General features: G+C 36.0%; 16 protein-coding genes and 1 other RNA gene. 2 read left to right on the forward strand and 15 right to left on the reverse strand.

Translation table 11 applies throughout. From position 1 onward, the window contains the following. The first annotated feature begins 310 nt into the window (after positions 1–310). Together CLLU_RS10040 and CLLU_RS10045 are read left to right on the forward strand one after the other, a co-directional pair. Positions 311–1,531 (forward strand): sensor histidine kinase, encoded by a 1,221-nt coding sequence (locus CLLU_RS10040; RefSeq protein WP_106009613.1) that lies wholly within the window; start codon positions 311–313, stop codon positions 1,529–1,531. Positions 1,532–1,555: 24 nt separating this feature from the next. Further along, positions 1,556–3,112 carry a response regulator transcription factor gene (locus tag CLLU_RS10045; protein ID WP_207655983.1) on the forward strand — a complete coding sequence of 519 codons (1,557 nt, stop codon included), beginning with the start codon at positions 1,556–1,558 and terminating at the stop codon, positions 3,110–3,112. Positions 3,113–3,164: 52 nt separating this feature from the next. Here the strand turns inward: CLLU_RS10045 and CLLU_RS10050 are convergent, their stop codons facing one another. From CLLU_RS10050 to CLLU_RS10120, 15 genes are all read right to left on the reverse strand, one after another. Further along, positions 3,165–4,571 (reverse strand): sigma-54 interaction domain-containing protein, encoded by a 1,407-nt coding sequence (locus tag CLLU_RS10050; protein WP_106009614.1) that lies wholly within the window; start codon positions 4,569–4,571, stop codon positions 3,165–3,167. A gap of 332 nt (positions 4,572–4,903) precedes the next feature. Then, a complete protein-coding gene (locus tag CLLU_RS10055) occupies positions 4,904–5,437 on the reverse strand; it encodes a 4Fe-4S dicluster domain-containing protein (protein WP_106009615.1) in 534 nt (177 codons plus the stop codon). Further along, complete coding sequence (locus CLLU_RS10060) at positions 5,427–6,836, reverse strand: [FeFe] hydrogenase, group A (protein ID WP_242977551.1); 1,410 nt, start codon at positions 6,834–6,836, stop codon at positions 5,427–5,429. The genes CLLU_RS10055 and CLLU_RS10060 overlap by 11 nt, the downstream gene beginning before the upstream one ends. A gap of 32 nt (positions 6,837–6,868) precedes the next feature. Next, a complete protein-coding gene (locus CLLU_RS10065; RefSeq protein WP_106009617.1) occupies positions 6,869–7,426 on the reverse strand; it encodes a 4Fe-4S dicluster domain-containing protein in 558 nt (185 codons plus the stop codon). Positions 7,427–7,446: 20 nt separating this feature from the next. After that, entirely contained in the window at positions 7,447–8,202 is a 756-nt protein-coding gene (locus CLLU_RS10070) for a 4Fe-4S dicluster domain-containing protein (protein WP_106009618.1), read from the reverse strand. Positions 8,203–8,217: 15 nt separating this feature from the next. Continuing rightward, positions 8,218–10,020 (reverse strand): NADH-quinone oxidoreductase subunit NuoF, encoded by a 1,803-nt coding sequence (locus tag CLLU_RS10075; protein ID WP_106009619.1) that lies wholly within the window; start codon positions 10,018–10,020, stop codon positions 8,218–8,220. Further along, the gene (locus CLLU_RS10080; protein WP_106009620.1) at positions 10,020–10,511 is read right to left on the reverse strand and encodes an NADH-quinone oxidoreductase subunit NuoE family protein; all 492 of its coding nucleotides are present in this window, start codon (positions 10,509–10,511) and stop codon (positions 10,020–10,022) included. Before CLLU_RS10080 ends, CLLU_RS10075 begins: the two co-directional genes overlap by 1 nt. A 96-nt stretch (positions 10,512–10,607) precedes the next feature. Further along, positions 10,608–11,396: a formate dehydrogenase accessory sulfurtransferase FdhD gene (gene fdhD / locus CLLU_RS10085; protein WP_106009621.1), complete on the reverse strand. Its 789-nt coding sequence runs from the start codon at positions 11,394–11,396 to the stop codon at positions 10,608–10,610. Beyond that, positions 11,389–11,928 carry a molybdopterin-guanine dinucleotide biosynthesis protein B gene (gene mobB / locus CLLU_RS10090; RefSeq protein ID WP_106009622.1) on the reverse strand — a complete coding sequence of 180 codons (540 nt, stop codon included), beginning with the start codon at positions 11,926–11,928 and terminating at the stop codon, positions 11,389–11,391. The genes fdhD and mobB overlap by 8 nt, the downstream gene beginning before the upstream one ends. Next, positions 11,906–13,105, reverse strand: coding sequence for a molybdopterin molybdotransferase MoeA (locus tag CLLU_RS10095; RefSeq protein ID WP_106009623.1), 1,200 nt, complete (start codon positions 13,103–13,105; stop codon positions 11,906–11,908). The genes mobB and CLLU_RS10095 overlap by 23 nt, the downstream gene beginning before the upstream one ends. A gap of 470 nt (positions 13,106–13,575) precedes the next feature. Next, positions 13,576–13,757, reverse strand: a non-coding RNA gene (gene ssrS, locus CLLU_RS10100) — 6S RNA. 63 nt (positions 13,758–13,820) lie between these two features. Next, positions 13,821–14,522: a 5'/3'-nucleotidase SurE gene (gene surE / locus CLLU_RS10105; RefSeq protein WP_106009624.1), complete on the reverse strand. Its 702-nt coding sequence runs from the start codon at positions 14,520–14,522 to the stop codon at positions 13,821–13,823. A 43-nt stretch (positions 14,523–14,565) separates the two neighbouring features. Then, on the reverse strand, positions 14,566–18,018 hold the full coding sequence (gene addB / locus CLLU_RS10110; RefSeq protein WP_106009625.1) for a helicase-exonuclease AddAB subunit AddB: 3,453 nt from the start codon (positions 18,016–18,018) through the stop codon (positions 14,566–14,568). Positions 18,019–18,147: 129 nt separating this feature from the next. Further along, positions 18,148–19,086, reverse strand: a complete 939-nt coding sequence (locus CLLU_RS10115) for an SPFH domain-containing protein (RefSeq protein WP_106009626.1) — start codon at positions 19,084–19,086, stop codon at positions 18,148–18,150. Positions 19,087–19,121: 35 nt separating this feature from the next. Next, entirely contained in the window at positions 19,122–19,544 is a 423-nt protein-coding gene (locus CLLU_RS10120; protein WP_106009627.1) for an NfeD family protein, read from the reverse strand. Positions 19,545–19,553 lie beyond the last annotated feature (9 nt).

Genomic DNA, 19,553 nt, shown 5'->3' on the forward strand with positions numbered 1-19,553 from the left:
TTATTGCTTAATTTAATACCTATATTAACTAATTTAATTTGTATTTTTTATATCTATTTATGTACTTTTTTTACATTTTACTCTGAATTTCATCTTAATTCTATTTGATAAATTCGTATTTAAGGTTATAATTATATATAGTTACAAGTTTTGCGGAAATTAAAATATTTTAATTCAACGGTTAAATATTTCATATGAAATTTATTGTTTGCAAAAAACACTTTTCAGAATATTTATACCAGAAATATCGCTCATCTACTTCTTTCATTACGATTTGTGCATGAGCAAAGTGAAAGGACTGTGAGTTTATATGTACAATATAGAGCAATATAAATTAGATGAAATCATAGATGCGAATTCGCTTCAGGATATACAGGACAAATATTCCAAACTGACTAATCTGTCTACTATAACTGTAGATAGACACGGCGTTCCCGTTATCAAGCCAAGTAATTTTTCGAAATACTGCAGCCTCATACGGACTTCCAAAGAAGGATACAGGAGATGCATAACTTGTGATGCCATGGGAGGATTACAGTCTTCTAAATTGAAAAAGCCTATAATATATCGCTGTCATGCTGGACTTACAGATTTTTCTGCTCCTATAGTTGTGAACGATATTCACTTTGGATCAATGCTTTGTGGACAAGTGATTGTAAAAGAAAATAATACCAGGGATTCAATTGATCTGGAAAAAATTTCTAGCGAACTATATCTTCCACTGGATAAATTAAAATCTGCTTTAAACGAGATAAATATTGTAGAATATGAAAAAGTTAAGAATTCAGCTGATTTTATGTATATGTTTGCCAATCTCATTGCCAAAATGGGAGTTGCAAATATTGCTCATTCTAAACTGCTGGAGGAAACAAAGGAAAAAATGAAATTTCAACAGCTGGCCAGAGATATTCAAATAAAATCCATTCAGGCTCAAATCAACCCTCATTTTTTATTTAACACCTTAAATACCATGGCTAGCATGTCACTTTTAGAAAATTCCAGCAACACTGTGGATCTCATATATGCATTATCTGACATATTGAGATATAGTTTAAGAAATTCTGACAAGATGGTAAACATATCTACAGAAATAAAAAATATAGAAAAATATCTGTACATTCAAAATGTAAGATTTAGGGACAAGCTAGATTATAAAATAGATGTTTCATCCGATGTAATGGATTGTAAAATTCCGGCCATGACTCTTCAGCCTATAATAGAAAACGCAGTGATTCACGGTATAGAGCCCAAAAAACAGCCGGGAAAAGTGAGCATAATTTCTAAAATTGTATCTGAAAAATATATAGCTTTTAAAATTGAGGATAATGGAGTTGGAATGAATCCCGAAAAATTGCAGTCACTTAAAGATAAAATAAATTCTTCAGGTGAAGACGATTCAAATATAAATATAGGAATCCAGATAGTTCAGGACAGGATAAAATACTATTTTGGCTCCCAGTATGGAATCGACATTAAAAGTTCCCCCAATGAAGGAACAACAGTTTACATTAAAATTCCGCTAGTTTTTTAAAATTTGCTGGAGGTGATTATATAAGTGTATAAATTGTTAATTGCAGATGACGAAACATTAGAACGACAAGCCATGAGGCTTGTAATAGGAAGAGCTTTTAAAAATTTGAGTATTGTTGAAGATGCAAAGACCGGAGATGAAGCTGTACTGCTGGCAAAAAAATATAGCCCTCATATAATCATAATGGATATTAAAATGCCTGAAAAAAATGGACTTGAAGCCCAGAGGGAAATATCTAAATTCCTTCCAGATGTAAAAACTATTATTCTTACAGCTTACGATGATTTTAATTTTGCTCAAAATGCCATTAAACTCGGAGTAAAAGATTATATTTTGAAACCTGCAAAACCTTCTGAATTGGAAGATTCAATAAATAAAATTCTGCCTTTGCTTGATACCAGGGAAAAAAATTATTCAAATTTAGGTAATAACAAAATGGATTCTAATAAAAATGCAATTTATACTGCCATAGAGTTTATAAATAAAAACTTTAACAAAAATATAAATTTAGAGTCCACTGCTGAACAAGTTCACCTAAGTCCCCAGTACTTCAGCAGATATTTCAAATACAATACGGGGATAAATTTTATAGATTACCTATCTAAAATTCGTTTGAAAGAATCAAAACGGCTTTTAATTGATACGGACAAGAGTATAAGCAGCATAGCTCTTTGCGTAGGATATATAGATCCTGCATATTTCAGTAAGGTTTTTACCAAATATGAAGGACTGTCTCCAAATAAATATAGATCTGTCAAAAAGAAGCTCCACCTGAATTCTGTTTACATGAATTTAGATGAAGTTCACGAAAAAACTTCTCATGTGTACAAAATTGAAAACTTGGCAAGAGAAGTTAAAGAGTTTACACTTAATTCATCCTGTAATAGAATTCCAGAATTAAACAATGCGAGAATTTTTGATGCACCTTTAGTAGGGATTGCCAAGGCAAGTGATCCATTATTTTCGAAATTAAAAGAAACTGCAGTAATAGGTCCAAATCACTTGAGCCCGATAGAATGGATACCGGAGGCCAAATCTGTTATATCCTATTTTCTGCCATTTTCATCAGTTATGAGAAATTTACTCAAAAATGAAAAATCCACTTCTTCAATGAAATGGATTTATGAAAAAATTGAAAATGCTTCTTTTAACAAGGTGCTTTGTAAATTCACATCAGAGAAAATAGATGAAATGGGCGGTATTTCAGTTATTCCTTCCATAAGTCCAAGATTTAAGGTTATAAATTATAAAAGCAATTGGTCGGAAAAACATATAGCATTTGTATGTGGACTTGGAACACTCAGTTTAAGCAGATCCCTTATCACTAAACGGGGATGTGCAGGAAGACTTGGAAGTATAATTGTAAGTATACCTTATAAAGCCACCAAAAGAGTTTATACTGGAATTTACGATTATTGTAATTCCTGCAGAAGTTGTATTGATACATGTCCTTTCCATGCTATTAACAAGTACAGTGAAAAAAACAACTGCTGTAAAGACTTCCTCTGTCAAAGATGTGAGCTTTCGCTGCCCTGCGAGTATAAAATACCTTTAGAGATCAAAAGAAAAATAGCAAAATAACTGCAGTAAAAGGATGCACTGCTCACATGAAATTTCATGTGAGCAGTTTTCATTATTCGCTATGATACAAACTCAAATCTATGCCATACCTGTCTATCTTTCTGTATACAGTGGCTTTGCCTATCTTCAACAATTCAGACACCTTCATTACATTACCGCTGCAGTACTCAAGGGCATCCCTGATACACTGCTCTTCCACAGTCTCCATAGGCAGAATTTTTTTGACAGAACTCTGATCCAACCTCGTTTCATTTCTGTGGTTTCTCTCCATAAAATATTTTTCAGTTATCATATTTCCTTCACAGAGATAGTAGGATCTCTCCACTATATTCCTAAGCTCCCTTATATTTCCTTCAAAACTGTGCTGATTCAATTTTTGTACATATGAGGAATCTATGTACTTGGGTTCCGACGGGTTTTTAATATTCAATCTATTTACAAAATACTGCGCCAGAAGTTCTATATCCTGCCTCCTATCCTTCAATGGCAGAAGATGAATGTTCATCACATTCAATCTATAATACAGATCACTTCTAAAATTCTTATTTGCTATTTCATCCTTTAGTATCCTGTTTGTGGCTGCTATCACTCTTACATCAATTGGCTTTTCATAATTTCCTCCAACTCTCACTATTTTAAGATTATCCAGTACTCTCAAAAGTTTGGACTGAACATCCAGTGGGAGCTCACCTATCTCATCCAGAAATATGGTTCCTCCTTCCGCCAGTTCAAATTTACCAGGATTTCCTCCTTTTGATGCTCCTGTAAAAGCTCCTTTTTCATATCCAAATAGCTCACTTTCTACCAGTTCCCTTGGTATTGCAGCACAGTTCACAGCTACAAAAGGCCCCCTGCTTCTACTGCTGTAATTATGAATGGATTGTGCAAATACTTCTTTTCCCGTGCCGCTTTTCCCTTCAATAAGCACATTGCAATTTGTTTTAGCTGCCTTTTTGGCAAGTCTTATAATAGCTTTCACATTTTCACTCCCGGTAATTACGTCGTCAAACGTAAAGGATGCCTTATACCCCACTACATTGTTTACCATTTTATGAAGATTTCTCGTATCTCTGATGGCAACTACCAGTCCTATTATCCTTCCCCTCAATTTTACAGGCACTAAATTTATAACACATCTTATCCTTGTCCCATTTATATGGAAGCTGCAATCCTGTGAAAACTTACTCTCTCCTGTAAGCATAACGGACTGAAGAACATCTTCCCGCAATATTTCATTTAGATAAGTTGTATATATAGTTTCCTCTTTTATACCCAGTATTTTAACAGCCATGATATTCACTTTTCTTATAAAAAGATTTTCATCTGTGATTATAAGTCCGTCATAACAGCAGTCAAATATGGCCTGAAGTATAAAAGAGGATATATCATATTCCAATATACTATCCATATCAATTCTGCACATACTGCTCTCTTCCTCAATAATATCCCTGTACTCCATAATTTTGTCCCCCTTTGTACAGTGAATTCGTATTCAATTAAATTATATCATATCCCAATATTTAAAAAAAGAAAAACAGTATCAATATGATAATTATTTTTATAATATCTCATAATGATACTATTTCTTTATCGTTATGAGATATTATAAATTTTCAATATGCATATCTCTTCATATTACATATGGCACGAAAATTGCTCATAAATATTATTGAATATATGTTTGAAAAACATTTTAATAGTTTCAAACCTAAAAACTTAAAGAACCTAATAAACCACAAAAGTACAGTCTGCCGCTGTACTTTTGTGGTTTACTATATTATTTTCTGTCAATCATACACATTTCTTTTCATCTTCATAAGTTACCAATTTAAGAGCTTTTGTTGGACATACTTCTATGCAAACAGGGCCCTCCTCCCGATCTACACATAGATCACATTTATCAGCCACCGTTTTCCATTTTAAATCCACTACATTCCCGCTGTTTTTTACAGTTTTTAAATTCTGCTGAAAAATTTTCTGATTATCATTATACTGATCGATCAATTCTATGGCTCCATAGGGGCAGACTACCATACAGCTTTTACACCCTATACATAGATTTTTATTTATATACACACATCCATTTTCATTTTCAATGGCTTTTACAGGACAAACGGTCGCACAGGGAGAATCATCACACTGCCTGCATTGTACTGGAGCACTTACCTCTGCCATTTTAACCACATTGAGTCTTGGATTAAAATTGATATTCTCAATATCCGTATGAAAAAAATCTTCTCCCGAATGTTCAATAGCACAAGCTGCCATACAGGTTCTGCAGCCTATGCATTTATTGGGATCTGCTATTACAAAACTATTTTGCACTGCTGACCACCTTCTTTCTGCTCCTGTATTTGGTATGAAGCAATTCATGAGATTTATACCCCAGTGGTTCTTCCAGAAAATCCATATATACTTTTTTTATTGCAGGATTTTCATGGGATTTTCTAATAGCAAGACTGGAATCATGTATATACAGGCCTTCTTTTCTCCTGTTATAGGCCGTCTCCTTGTCCTCTTCAAATATAATTTTAGGCTGCCCTCCACCACTTATACATCCTTGAGGGCAGGTCATAACTTCTATAAAATGAATATGGCATCTGCCGTTTTTTACACTCTCCAGAACTTCTTTTACATACTTTAATCCAGAAACTACTGCCACTTTCAATCTGAAATCTCCCAGATCCACCTGTGCCACTCTGAATCCCTCTCCACCTCTCACCATGGTTAGATCTATCTTTGGTATGGGTTTCCTTGTATATAATTCATATCCTGTTCTGAGTGCTGCTTCCATAACACCGCCGGTAGAACCAAATATAGTCCCTGCTCCAGTATATGTTCCAAGCGGAGCATCAAATTCTTCTTCCTTTAGACTATTAAAATCAATACGGGCATCCTTTATCAGGTAAGCCAATTCTCTCGTAGTTATGGACACATCTACATCTCTATATCCACTATCCTGCATCTCCTCCCTTTCACACTCAAACTCCTTGCAGGTACATGGCATCACAGATACGCTGTACATCTTAGCCGGATTTACTTTATCCACTTGAGCTCCATAGGTTTTAAAAATGGTACCGGCCATCTGCTGAGGTGATTTACAGGTTGAAAGGTGAGGAATAAGCTCTGGATAAGCCTGTTCCACATATTTTACCCAGGCAGGACAGCAGGAAGTAAACATGGGAAGTACCCCACCTTCTGTTATTCTCCTCAAAAGTTCACTGCCCTCTTCCATTATAGTGAGATCAGCTCCAAAATTAGTATCATATACTCTGTCAAATCCAAGTTTTCTAAGTGCTGCCGCCATTTTACCCGGGCTCAAAGTTCCAAGTGGCATTCCGAAATCCTCTCCCAGAGCAACTCTTACAGAAGGAGCACATTGTACAATTTTAAAAACATCCCTGTTTTTTAATATATCTTTGATTTTTTTTACCTGACTTGTATTATATGCTGCAAAAAGAGGTTCATCTACATCTTCTAGCAGTCCTCTGTCAAACAACCTTTTACTCATAGGAGTGGGAACCTGATCATAGACAGATTCATAACCCTTACACATCTGGACACACTGTCCGCACATTATACATTTATCTCTATTTATAGACTGTGGTTTGCCCTCTTCTCCTTCTATAGCATCCACTGGACAAACTTCTGCACATCTTCTGCAGCCTGTACATAATTCCTTATCTATATTTATGATAGGCGTACCGGTCAACATATCTAACATCCCCTTTTTATCCAATTTTTATAACAAATTCATCAATCATTCCCGTTTACTTCCAATAATTCCAAAGCCGCCTTAACATTTCTATCATTCTTATTTTCCCTGGGATCCATTATTCTCAGTGCATCTTCCGGACACTCCTTTACACAGGCAGGATTTCCTCCTTCTTCTTTGCACAGATCACATTTATAGGCTGCCAGCCTCACCTTTACCTGAATTCCACCTGTAATTGTCTTACTTTCAATTCTAGGCAGCAAATCCACAGCTCCTACAGGGCAAACCAAAGTGCAAGTTCTACACCCTATGCATTTTTTTTCATCCACAACTATGCTTCCATTTTTTTCTACTATGGCCTCTGCAGGGCATGCATTTGCACAGGGTGCATCCTCGCAATGTCTGCACTGTATGGGCATTACAGTGCCTTTATTTTTTACTAAAAATCTTCTAGGCGTCACAATCCCGTTCATGGTGCCAATGGTGTGCCCTTGATTGTTTTTATCCCTGTGTTTCGCAGCGCAGGCAATTTCACAAGCCCTGCATCCTATGCATTTTTCTGGATCCACTATTACAAAAGAATTAAGATCTGCTTTCATTTAACATACCACCTTTCATCTTAAACACTTTCAAATACGTCTTTTATATCCTTGGCCGCAATCTTCTTTTTACAAGTACTGCATATTATTTTTTCAGGTTTGTCGATTCCAAGCCTTTTATAGGCATAATCAATATGTTCCTCCGTAGCAAAATACTCCCCGCACAGATCACATTTGACCATATTGAATTTTTTACCCCAAATTTCTCTCTGTCCATCCCAATCCACTACTTTTATGGCATTTGTAGGGCACACATTTGCACAGGAAGCACATCCTATACATTTATCGGAAGGCTCCTCGTAAGGTGTGGATATTTTCTTGTATATTCCTCTGTTCACCGTAGATATTGCTCCAGTGCCCAGTTCATTGCACGCTTTTACACATAATCCGCACAGTATGCAATTTTCCTTTTCATCCAGCTTAAACCTTTTCACTCTTTTTTGTTCTACCTCAAAGGCTCTGGCCAATTCCGCCACTTCTTTATTTTCAGGACATCTTGCCTGAAGAAGCATCACTATATTCTTTCTCATCCTTCTTATATTATATGAGTTGGTTATAACCTCCACTTCTTTGGTTATCGGAAATACACAGGAAGTTACAATTCTAGACCTTCCGCCTTCTATAAGCTCCACCAGGCAAAGTCTGCAGCTGGCAAGCCCTGGCAATGCATCACTGTGGCACAAGGTTGGTATATATATACCATTTCTTCTGGCCACCTGTAATATAAATTCTCCCCGTTCAGCTTCACATATTTTCCCATCTATTGTAATTTTCATATTTACTTTCACCCCTTATAAAACTTTAACGGCATCAAATTTGCACATATTTATACAATTACCGCATTTCAAGCATTTATCCGCATCTATTTCATGAGGCTTCTTAACTTCCCCGGTGATACACTTACCAGGGCAATTTTTTCTGCAGACATCACACCCTATACATTTCTCTTTATCTATGCCAAATGTAGTAAGCTCTTTACAAACTCCCGCCCTGCATCTTTTATTCCTTATATGTTCTTCAAATTCATCCCTGAAATATCTTATGGAAGCTATTACCGGATTAGCTGCACTCCTTCCCAGAGCACAAAGAGAAGCTTTGCTGGTCATAGAAGATATTTCAAGAAGTTCTTCTATATCCCCTTCTCTTCCTTTTCCAGCACATATGTCCGTCAATATCTCCAGCATTCTCTTTATTCCTTCTCTGCATGGTACACATTTACCACAGGACTCTTCTGATAAAAATCCCAGATAATATCTAGTGACGTCCACCATACAGGTTCTGTCATCCATTACAATCATTCCACCGGATCCCATCATGGAATCAGCTTTTGTCAAAGTGTCATAATCAACTTGAAGATTCAGAAAATTTTCCGGAAGACATCCGCCGGAAGGTCCTCCTATCTGAACAGCTTTAAACTTCCTGTCATTTAAAACTCCGCCGCCTATATCAAATATTATCTCTTTCAAGGTGGTTCCCATAGGCACTTCTACAAGGCCTGTATTTTTGACTTTTCCAACCAGTGAAAACACTTTTGTTCCCTTGCTCTTTTCCATTGTACCTATAGAATGGTACCAGTCCCCGCCTTTTTCAATTATTATAGGTACATTGGCCCAGGTTTCCACGTTGTTCACAACAGTGGGCTTATCCCATAGACCTTTTTCAGTAGGAAATATATAACTCGGCCATGGCTCTCCCACTTTTCCTTCTACAGAAGAGATAAGTGCAGTGGATTCACCGCATACAAATGCTCCGCCTCCTCTTACTATCTGTATATCAAAGGAAAAATCACTTCCCAATATATTTTTACCCAGTAAATTCTTTTCTCTGGCTCCATCAATTGCCTTCTGCATATTTTTTATAGCAAGTCCATATTCATCTCTTATATAGGCAAATCCAATTGTACTTCCCACTGCATAGGCGCAAATAGTCATGCCTTCTACGACACTGCTGGGATCACTCTCCATTATACTTCTGTCCATAAATGCTCCTGGATCTCCTTCATCACCATTGCATACCACATATTTGGGATCATCATCCACCACATATGCTGCTTTCCACTTTGTCCCTGTAGGGAATCCAGCTCCTCCCCTGCCTCTGAGACCTGATTTCGACATTTCATCGATAACTTCTTCAGGTTTCATGCTCTCAATAACCTTTTTCAATGATTTATATCCATTTCTGGAGATATAATCATCTATATTGTTTGGATCAATTTCTCCTGCATTTCTAAGGGCAATTTTATGCTGTTTGCTGTAAAATTGGCTTTTACGGTAATCCTGAATTCTCTCTTTAGTGGATGGCTCAACATATAATAACTTCTTAATGATCTCTCCATTTATAAGTGTTTTTTCGACTATATTTTCCACATCTTCCACTTTGACTCTAAAATATGCTATATTGTCTGGATATATTTTTACTACGGGTCCCTTTTGACATATACCATTGCATCCTGTGGATTTTATTTCAGAAACTATATCCACATCCGTATTATTGTATTTCTTAATTACCTTCTTAAATTCTTCCACAACCTGTGGACTATCTTTGGCCACGCACCCAGTTCCACAACATACATAAACTTTTTTCTTTTCCGACATTATTTTCCACCTCTGTATTCCTGAATAATTTCCTGTACCAATTTAGGTGTTAAATTACCATAGTACTTGTTATTGATCATCATGACTGGCGCCAGAGCACATGCCCCTACACAATTGACCGTGTTTATTGAAAATTTAAAATCTTCCGTTGTCTCTCCCTGCCTTATACCTATCTCTTTATAAAGTGTATCAAGTATAGATGCAGAGCTCGCCACATGACAAGCTGTTCCATCGCAGACTGTTATTATATTTTCACCCTTTGGAGTGAGGCTTAATGCCTTATAGAAAGTAGCCATACTATATAATTTACTTAAAGAAGTGTCCAAATACTGTGCCAGGTTTTTCAAAGCTTCCTTCGGTATATACTTATACTTTCTCTGTATATCCTGAAGTATTGCAAGAGTATACCTTTCCTCCTTGGGATATTTTTCAATTACATCTCTAGCCGATAGATCATTTTCCCCTAAATTTTCTGCTAGTGCATTAAACATTAAACATTTCCCCTTCCCTTAAATATTGATTTGATTTTATGTAAATTAAATTACTTATGCTGTAAATAATTTTAAAACCTGCAACACACAATACATCTACTTTATTCGCTGAGGATTTGTATATATATTCATTCTGCGTCCCCTCACAAAACCAAGTAAGGTAAGATTGAGCTCTTCTGCAAATTTTATTGAAAGATCTGTAGGTGCCGATTTAGATGCCACTATTGGTACTCCAAGCCTGGCAATCTTAAGCATCATTTCAAAAGAAACTCTGCTGCTCACAAATAACATCTTATCTCTTAAAGAAATTTTTTTTATAAGAGATTCCCCTGTTAATTTATCTAAAGCATTATGCCTGGCTACATCCTCGCAAATGAATATTACATCATTTTCATCGCAAAGAACTGCACATTGAACCCCTCCAGTGATTTTAAAGGCCTCAGAATAAGAAAGACTTTTCTTCATCAGCTCATAAATTTTTCCCGAATCTATATGAATATTATCCCCTTTTATTTTATCTATTCCCATAGAATCCATTATATGTGAGAAAATTTCCCCTTGTCTGCATCCATTGAAATTGTGATATAGCATCTGTTTTGAATGGAGTGAACTGTCAAAACTTCCATCTTTGAGAACCACTTTAGAAATTCCATTCTTACTGTCCACTTCAATAGATTTTATCTGATCAAAATCTGTTATAATTCCCCTAAAAGCCAAAAATCCTACTGTTAGTTCTTTTATTTTCTCAGGTGTACACAAAAGCGTCGTCAAATATCGTCCATTTAAAAAAATATTTAAAGGATATTCACAGACCGCTGATTCATCAATCAACTGTTTGTATTCTCCCTCATATTTAGTAACTTTAAATTTCATGGTTTTATTCATTCTGCGGCACCCCCATAAAATTTTTTTCTATAAAGCCCGTTATCCTATCTGTATCATTCAAATTAAATACCGGAATATCCGATTTGATTTTTTCAGTACTTACAATGGCAACAATATTTGTAAAATTGTATTCAGGATTCTTATACAGCAGCTGTGACTTTCCAGTCCTCCTATACACTTCTATCTTTGGAAATTCATTGTCCTTAAAACCCTCTACTATAATAATGTCTGCATCTTTAAAAAATACCAGCAGTTCATCTATACTGTTTTCCCTATGTAATTTTTTTATCATGGCCATCTTGTTGTCCGACGCAATAACCACGTTGTCCGCACCCGCCTCAGTAAATCTATAGCTGTCTTTTCCCGGATAATCTATTTGAAACTCACGGACATCGTATTTTATCACACCCACCTCATAACCTCTGCTCTTTAAAACCTTTACTATTCCTTCTATCAGGGTTGTTTTTCCTGAGTTGGAGGTGGAAGAAACTACTGAGATCACAGGTTTTTTATTTAAATATGAATTTTCCATTTAGAACCTCTCCAGCCTTTGCAGTTTTAATTCCCTTTTTCATAATTACCACACCATTGCATCGGGTCAGTGTAAAAAGCGCATTGGAACTCTGTGAACCCATATTATATGCATAATATTTTCCATCCTGTTTTTTTATATTTACATAGATACAATTATCTCTATCACCCTTGGATTTAAAATTGTCCTTCAAAATTACAGGAAATTGTTCAGTGACAACATCTCTTCTCCCCATCATTTTTTTTATGGCTGGAGCTACAAACATTTCAAAGGTATTCATAACGGCCAGTGGATTCCCTGGAAGCCCAAAAAACAATTTATCCTTAAAAGTGGCGAAAGTAACCGGCTTGCCAGGCTTAACTTTTACAGAATTAAATTTTATATCTGCTCCTATCTTTTCTATCACTTCTTCTATAAAATCATAATCTCCTACAGAAACTCCTCCAGAGCTTATAACTATATCGCCTTCCTCAAAAGCGGATTTAACAGCATCAAAAATTTTGTCTTTGTCATCTTTGATTATTCCATAGGACTTTACACACGCATTTAAGTTTTTAATAAGAGTCACCAGTAAATATTCATTACAATTTCTAATCTTCCCCCTGGTTATTTTTTCATCTATATTTATCAGTTCATCCCCTGTAATTATAAGTACAATTTTGGGTAATTTATGACAAATTATCTCATTATACCCCAGAGAAGCCAACATTCCTATTTCTGAAGGCCGCAAAAATTTACCGCTCTTAAAAACAATACTGCCTTTTTCTATTTCCTCTCCTGCTTTCAATATGTTGTTTCCCGTATGTACATTTTCAAATACCTGAAGTTCATCTCCTTCTGTTTTCACCTTTTCCACTTGAATAACCGCATCCGCCCCCGGTGGAACCGCAGCTCCTGTCATTATCTTTACGGCTTCTCCTGCCTTTATCTCTTCATTCCAAAAATCCCCCGCTTTTATAGAGCCTGTAATTTTAAATTTGGATAACCCATCTACAGTATGACTGCTTTTTAGAGCATATCCGTCCATACAGCACTTGTCAAAAGGAGGCAAGTCATCCCTTGAAACTACATTCTCTGCCAGCACCCTTTTAAAAGATTCAATCAAGGAAACTCTCTCGCCCTCAAGTACCGCTGTATTATCCAATATTATGTCCAAAGCCCTGCATGTTTCTATCAAAGTCCATTCCCCCCAAAATTTTAGTCAAAAATCACAGTTTCCATGATTTCATGGAACTGTGAACTCAGCAGCTTGCTGTCGGCTGGTTTACTCCAGCATATTGTGCTTTCTCATGGTAAGTTTGTCCAAATACGATGTTAAAATTTTAGGATTATTCAGAAAATCCTGCTCATATCAATCTTTTCGGTACATGAATTCCTTATTTGTCCTGCTATTAACCAGCTTCAGCCTAATTATCTTCATCCATCTATTACATAAGTCTATTTTAAAAGATTCAGAATCTTAAGTCAAGTTTGTTATTTATTTAACATTCCATATTTTCTGAATTAAATGATTCTTATGTTTATTCCCGCTTTGCCTGTTCAGATAAAGTGATTCTTAGATTCAAATAGAGTTTGCTTATCCGGATAAAATTGCAATATAAAAAAGAGAGACTTTTGATCTCTCTTACAATTATAATCTGCTAGATTATATCATCCAAAATACCGTTAACTTTATTTTGACACCTATGCCGCCATAGGTGGAGGTTCTCACAGATGTTTCCATCTTCCTGAAAACAATTTCCTCAGGATGCATGTACTCACCTAAATATTGAACTTCCGTTTAAATAATGTAGGTTCAAAACTAAAGTTTGCGAATATCTCAGAACCTTTATCGTATTTTATTTATTGATGTAATTATACAATAAGCTCTCTATTATGTCAATTGGAAATTATTACACAGAAAACAATCCAGCTACCTTATCCATTATATTGTAATTTGTCAAATCATAATGCAGTGGAGTCAGAGTTGCATAGCCATCATTTATATAGTATACATCTGTATTTCCGCCACATTCCTTTGACTCCAAAATATCCCTTTTATATTTAAATCCCATGCTGCAGACCTTTATACCCTTTATTTTCTCCATTGGCAGAGGGGGAATATTCAAATTCAAAACCACATCATCTTTTCTATATTTGTCCCTGGCTATATCAAACACTTTCAATGCATATTCTGCAGCTATATTATAATCATAATTGCCACCTTTGGTATCCAGTGATACAGCTATAGAAGGCACTTTACATACAGATGCTTCAACCGCTGCAGAAACAGTACCAGAATACAACACATCTATTCCAAGATTAAATCCATCGTTTATTCCAGAAATAACCATATCTATATTTTTAAATTTATCAAGACCAACTCTTACACAATCTGCGGGAGTGCCATTTATACTGTACGCTTTTGAAGAGATGTCCGGAATTTTTACCTCCTCCGCCACTAAAGATTCCCTGGTGGTTATGGAATGCCCGCTTCCACTTCTCTGCATGCTGGGTGCGGCAATTATAATTTCGTTATCCCTTTCAAAATGCTTTGCTAAAACATGCAGACCTTCTGCATTTACTCCATCGTCGTTAGTAAGTAATAATTTCATATTCTATCCTCCTGTAAAATTGATTTTTCTATCTGGATTAAAATCACTTATTGATCCCCTTTTCAATATCTTTCCATACCTCTTCATCACTTTTGTCTCTTACTATTTTATACCTATTACCTTTTATAGAAGTGTCAAACTGGCATATTGCCGAGTAAATGCAGTAAGTGCAAGCACTTCTGTTCTTATCTTTATAGGGAGTAATTTCTATGCTGCCTTCCAGCATTTTTTCACATATATTTTCTATGGTATTTCTCACATATTTTCTAAGAAGCTGAAACTGATCCATAGTCGCCAAAGATGATCTGAGTTCTGAAAGACTGCCGTCTTTTTTTACAGAAGCAGGTATAATGTCCGAGTATTTTACCATATCACCATCCATCTTTTTGACCAGATCCGGATCATTGAGCAGCAGTCCATTCATCTTCAAACTTTTAACTATTCTTTTCTCTATTTCATCATCCGATATATTTCCCGGGGACTTTATTATAGGATCATCCAATTTGAAATACAATATACCTGCAGGAATGGCATCAGCATCTATTCTTTCATTTAATTCTGTAAGTATTGCATCCATATATATCAAAAGCTGCATTTGAAATCCATAATATATATCAGAAAGTTTAAATTCCCTGGTACCGGATTTATAATCTATTATCCTGAGATAGGTGGATTTTTCCTCTTTCATCTCATCCACCCTGTCGACTCTTCCAACAAGGCTCACCTCTTCACCAGAATGAAGCTTTATGGAGATTGGAGGAAGATCCTCATTATATCCAAAGGACAGCTCATATGCCATGGGTTCAAACTTACCTCTTTTCATATGTTCAGTTATAAGCCAGAGGGATCTTACAAGAATCCTCTTTATCCTATCCGTAATATGTCTGTATCTTTTAGAACTGTTCAGTATAAAACCCGGCATACTCTTCAAATTCTCATCCACCATATAATTCAAATTTTCTTCGCACCATTTCCGGTCTATATCCTTCCACGTCAAATTCTTCTTCTTCAAATAAATGGAGAACTTTTGAAGCATTTCATGCATAAAGCTTCCAAGATCCGGAGGACTCAAATTATACATTTTTCTGTCTTTCACCTTGAGTCCATACTGTATAAAATATGCAAAAGGGCACTGTGCATATTTTTCAAGTCTTGAAACACTCACCGTCAAATGCTTTCCATACAGTTTTCTCACCTTGCTGGTATCTAAAATCTCCACCTCATTGTTATAGTAAAAACCATTTATAACGGAACTCAGCCTTTCTTTCCAAAGATCATGGTCCCTGTACCATCTGTATACCTGAAGCCAGATAGGATTTATACAGCCATTGTCTCTTATATTTTTCCGCAGGTTTAAAATCAGTTCATTAAAAGTTGCCTTGGGGCTGTTTACAGATTCTATATCCTCTTCATTTCCTTGCGCATCCAGTATACTGCTCTTTTCTTTTAACTTAGGGAATATCTTCTTTATCATGGATATGATAATAGAAGGCCTTTTGGTCTTTCCTTCCCCATCACTCATGGAATAGCTCAATTTCAAATATTTATCCACAGAAGTTAATGTAATGTATACAAGAAATTGTTCCTGCAGAGCTCTATTTTTAGTATTCTCCTTAAGCTCCAATCCCTTTTCTCTGAGTGAATTCCTGTCCTCATCCGTAAAAACTCCTTCTGCAGCTATGGGTGCAGGAAAAATACCGTCATTGACTCCCACAATATAAAGGGCTCTTATGTCATGACTTCTTACTCTGGCTGCACTGCTCACCAAAACTTGATCCAGTGATGGAGGGATAACTCCTATTTTATATTGTGAAAAACTATTTGTCAGCATTTCATTAAATGCTTCCATTCCAAAAGTCTCATTTCCCCTTGAGTCCACTATCTGATCCAGCACATCTACCACTATACTCCATATCTGTCCATATTCATTTGCCCTATCCAATTTAGAGCCATCTTTAAACTTTTCTATAATCTCCTTTATCTTTTCTGGAATTTTCAATTCACATAAAAAGTCATATAATCCCTGGCATATCTGGTTTCCTTTTTTTTTGCCTTTTACAGCAGTTGAAAGTTTGATTATAGGTGCCCTCACCTTATCTCTTATGGAATTTATTTTGTTTAAATACTCCACCTCTTCTTCAGATATTTGCTTTCCGGAAATACCATAGTCTACCCCAAAATCCCAGGGTTCCGCCTGAAGCCATCTTTTGCCCCTTATTCCATTTGCAAGCACATAATTTTCCAGCATATCTATTTCACTAAATTCCAGATTTAAAATTCCCGTTTTCAAATATCTGAAAACAGACTCATAGGACCAGTTTTTAGACAGTATTCCCACTGCAGAAATTATCAGTACTATAATCGGATTATTGACAATTTCTCTTTTTTCATCAATAAAATAAGGTATGTCGTATTCATTAAACACTGCTTTTATCAAGCTCTCATACCCATCCATATCTCCAGTTACAACTGCGATATCTCTAAACCTAAGACCCTGATCCCTGCAGGCTTTTACTATATCTCTGGCAGCATGTTCTACTTCAGTGTATTTATTCAGTGCTTTGTGGATCTCTATATCTTTAACCGGTCTGTCATACATTCTATAGGGATATGAGAAGAGGTAACTCTGAAGATGCTGAAGCTCCTGACTGTTTTTAAACCTGTAGCAGGGACTGCACTTAAGAATAATAGGCTTGTCATAAGATATATTGTTGTCCCTGGCTATTTCCAAAAGCTTTTTTTCTGTAATTCTGACAGGGAGAAACAGATCCATGCTCTCAGTGGCAGATTCTCTTTCTCCGCCTTCCATACATAAAGTCACATTTATTTTATGACACTTACACATGATTTTCTTCAACACTTCATATTCCTGAGGGGTAAAACTAGAAAATTCATCTACCCATATTTCTGCATCATCAAACATTTTGGATTTATCCAGTTTTTCACTGAGCATATTCACCGTATCTTCTAAATCCAGATATTTTTTATGGAGTATATTTTCAAATTGAGAAAAAATTATTGCAATATCCTCCAACTTATTTTTTAAATTTACACTTTCCACCTTATCCACACTGTCTTTTAAAAGCATAGGAGATATTCTGTATCTTTTCAGTTCAATTATGGTATCGGATATGAAATTTATAAATCCCCGCTTTTGGGCGGTTTTCCCAAATACTTTTAATTTATCCCTGTTTTCTTCTATTATCTTGTATAAAAGTACACTTCTTCCTGCATCATTTATACTTTTCCTGGTTCCCCCACCTACTTCATCAAGTACTATTTCCGCCATTCTTCTAAAACTTAGTACCTGGGCTTTCAGCATTCCCCTTTCCCCTACCGTCTTTATTAAATTTTTTTCCGCTTGAAAGGAGAACTGCTCGGGAACTACTAAAACCAAATTTCTGTTGTTTCCACTGTATATCTCATCCTTTATCCTGCTAAGACAGTAATGGCTCTTGCCGCTGCCTGATCTTCCATATATGAATCTGATACTCATAAAAACTACACCACTTTCTAAAAGTCTAGAATTTAAAGATGCAGAAGATTTTCGGCATATACCGAAAATCTCCCTAAATTGCGCATTGCAAACTGTGAATTGTAAACTGTAAATAGTGCATTGAGGAAGCTATTTTCTCTGGAGAATATCCGCTATTGCCGCCATATTTCCCAGAGAAGACACTGCTTCATTTGGAATTATAAGTTTATTTGCCGGATTCTTTGCCATTTCCTTTAATGCCTCTACTTGTTTTAAAGCTATTACCTTTTCATCAGTACCGGAATCTATTATGGCCCTGTTAACCAGATCAATAGCTTTGGACTCTGCCGCTGCCACAGATTCTATGGCCTTAGCCTTACCTTCTGCCTCCAGCATTTGTGATTGTCTAAGTCCTTCTGCCCTTCTTATATTGGCCTCTTTTTCAGCTTCAGCCTGCAGTATCTTGGCCCGCTTTTCTCCTTCCGCCCTGGCTATTTCACTCTGTTTCTGTCCTTCAGCCTGCAGTATTACAGCTCTCTTGTCCCTTTCAGCCTTCATCTGTTTTTCCATGGCCTGCTGAATTTCAGCAGGAGGCATGATATTTTTGATCTCTACAGACAATATTTTTATTCCATAGGCATCTGTTATATCATCTACCACCCTCAAAAGTTCCCCATTTATTTTATCTCTTCCAGAAAGGACCTCATCCAAGGTCATATTACCCACAATATTCCTCATATTGGTTATAGTTGAAAAAATTATACCCGCCCTGTAATCCTCTATATTGTATATAGCATCTTTAGGGCTCAATACCTTGTAGAATATAACATTATCTATGGATATTTTTACATTATCCTTTGTAATAACATTTTGCGGCTCTATATCCAGTATCTGCTGTTTTGTGGAAACCTTTCTCCGCATAAAATCGGCAAAGGGAATTATAAAATGCCAGCCTGGCTCCAAAGTTCTGTGAAACTGTCCAAATCTCTCTATAATGGTCACATACCCAGTATTCACAACTTTAATGGAGTACACTACCGTCGCCAGAATGATTATAAGAATAATCAGAATAAGAATTTTACCAATCATATTAACATCTCCCATCATATTATATTATTACGAGATCACACTTTTTTTATGTCAAATTTATTTCCTTCCATTCCCAGTATTTTTATTCTGTCACCTTTTTTCAGAACATATTCACTGTCCTTTACTTTCCAGTAGATACCATCAACTTTAATTCCATTATTTTTCACCATTTCCTCGTCTACCACAATTTCCCTGCCCACATAGGTCTTTTCTCTAACCGGCGTGGGTTTTACAGATTGTTTTATTTTTCTCTTCACTAAAGGGTAACACACAATTACGAGTACGATACTGACAACTGCAAATACTATAAGCTGTACCACAAATGAATAGCCAAGTATTTCGGCTGCAATAGCTGCGATGGCTCCAATGGTAAACCATATAAATAGAAATGCACTGGTCACCATATCTATTATCAAAGCTGCTAGTCCAATTACAATCCATAAAATAAGTTCAAACATACAATCCTC

It is taken from the genome of Clostridium luticellarii, from assembly GCF_002995845.1.
Lineage (GTDB): Bacteria > Bacillota > Clostridia > Clostridiales > Clostridiaceae > Clostridium_B > Clostridium_B luticellarii.

Excerpts from the sequence above, each read along its gene's own strand:
- mobB (WP_106009622.1), bottom strand. The coding sequence starts at position 11,928 with ATGGAAAATTCATATTTAAATAAAAAACCTGTGATCTCAGTAGTTTCT.
- addB (WP_106009625.1), bottom strand. The coding sequence starts at position 18,018 with ATGAGTATCAGATTCATATATGGAAGATCAGGCAGCGGCAAGAGCCAT.
- CLLU_RS10120 (WP_106009627.1), bottom strand. The coding sequence starts at position 19,544 with ATGTTTGAACTTATTTTATGGATTGTAATTGGACTAGCAGCTTTGATA.
- CLLU_RS10065 (WP_106009617.1), bottom strand. The coding sequence starts at position 7,426 with ATGAAAGCAGATCTTAATTCTTTTGTAATAGTGGATCCAGAAAAATGC.
- CLLU_RS10115 (WP_106009626.1), bottom strand. The coding sequence starts at position 19,086 with ATGATTGGTAAAATTCTTATTCTGATTATTCTTATAATCATTCTGGCG.
- CLLU_RS10060 (WP_242977551.1), bottom strand. The coding sequence starts at position 6,836 with ATGTTAGATATGTTGACCGGTACGCCTATCATAAATATAGATAAGGAA.
- CLLU_RS10070 (WP_106009618.1), bottom strand. The coding sequence starts at position 8,202 with ATGAAAATTACAATAGATGGGAAAATATGTGAAGCTGAACGGGGAGAA.
- surE (WP_106009624.1), bottom strand. The coding sequence starts at position 14,522 with ATGAAATTATTACTTACTAACGACGATGGAGTAAATGCAGAAGGTCTG.
- CLLU_RS10040 (WP_106009613.1), top strand. The coding sequence starts at position 311 with ATGTACAATATAGAGCAATATAAATTAGATGAAATCATAGATGCGAAT.
- CLLU_RS10080 (WP_106009620.1), bottom strand. The coding sequence starts at position 10,511 with ATGTTTAATGCACTAGCAGAAAATTTAGGGGAAAATGATCTATCGGCT.
- CLLU_RS10050 (WP_106009614.1), bottom strand. The coding sequence starts at position 4,571 with ATGGAGTACAGGGATATTATTGAGGAAGAGAGCAGTATGTGCAGAATT.
- CLLU_RS10075 (WP_106009619.1), bottom strand. The coding sequence starts at position 10,020 with ATGTCGGAAAAGAAAAAAGTTTATGTATGTTGTGGAACTGGGTGCGTG.
- fdhD (WP_106009621.1), bottom strand. The coding sequence starts at position 11,396 with ATGAATAAAACCATGAAATTTAAAGTTACTAAATATGAGGGAGAATAC.